This window comes from Pseudomonas sp. EA_65y_Pfl1_P113 (assembly GCF_963970525.1).
Classification (GTDB): Bacteria; Pseudomonadota; Gammaproteobacteria; order Pseudomonadales; family Pseudomonadaceae; genus Aquipseudomonas; species Aquipseudomonas tritici.
This window is the reverse complement of sequence record NZ_CAXAQM010000288.1, coordinates 1-566: the sequence shown is the minus strand read 5'-3', so window position 1 is coordinate 566 and position 566 is coordinate 1. Positions and strand designations below refer to the sequence as shown.

1 protein-coding gene is annotated in these 566 nt (G+C 65.7%); it reads right to left on the bottom strand.

The features are described from left to right. Positions 1-473 (bottom strand): IS66 family transposase zinc-finger binding domain-containing protein (locus tag AACY52_RS29645; protein ID WP_339561275.1); only part of this gene is annotated, 473 nt, incomplete at its 3' end. Between the last annotated feature and the right edge of the window lie 93 nt (positions 474-566).

Here is a 566-nt window from a genome sequence, read left to right as displayed (position 1 = left end):
ACGGTTGCCTCCGTGGGCAGCCCCCCCTCGATCAACCGGGCCGGAGCCTCGGCCTGCAGGACGCCATCTCCGCAGCCTCGGCAGGCGTATTTGGGACGTCGGGTGACGACAACGCGGAACTGCGCCGGCACCATGTCCAGCCGCTCGCTCTTGTCTTCGCCGATCTGGTGCAGTTCGCCCTGGCAGCAGGGGCAGGTCTTGTCGTCGATGTCGACAACGACCTCGATCCGCGGCAGATGCGCCGGCAGTGTTCCGCGATTGACGCGCCGCTTGCGTGCGCGCTCCACTCGGCCTTCAGGGGTTGTCTCGTCCTGACCGGCCTCGGCAGAGGCTGCGACCTGTTGGACGTCCTCGAGGCCCAGCAGCATCTGCTCCTCGGGGAGCGTCTCGGCCTTCCGGCCAAAGCGGTGGCGTTGCAGCTCCTTGATAATCTGACGCAGCCGTTCGCTCTCGTGAAGCGCTGCCAGCAGCATCGCCTTGAGCGTCTCAGGACCATCAGGAAGGTTATCGCTCACTGGCAAATCAGAGCATATTCGTTCGCCCGCGGTCACCACCCAGTTGGCGGC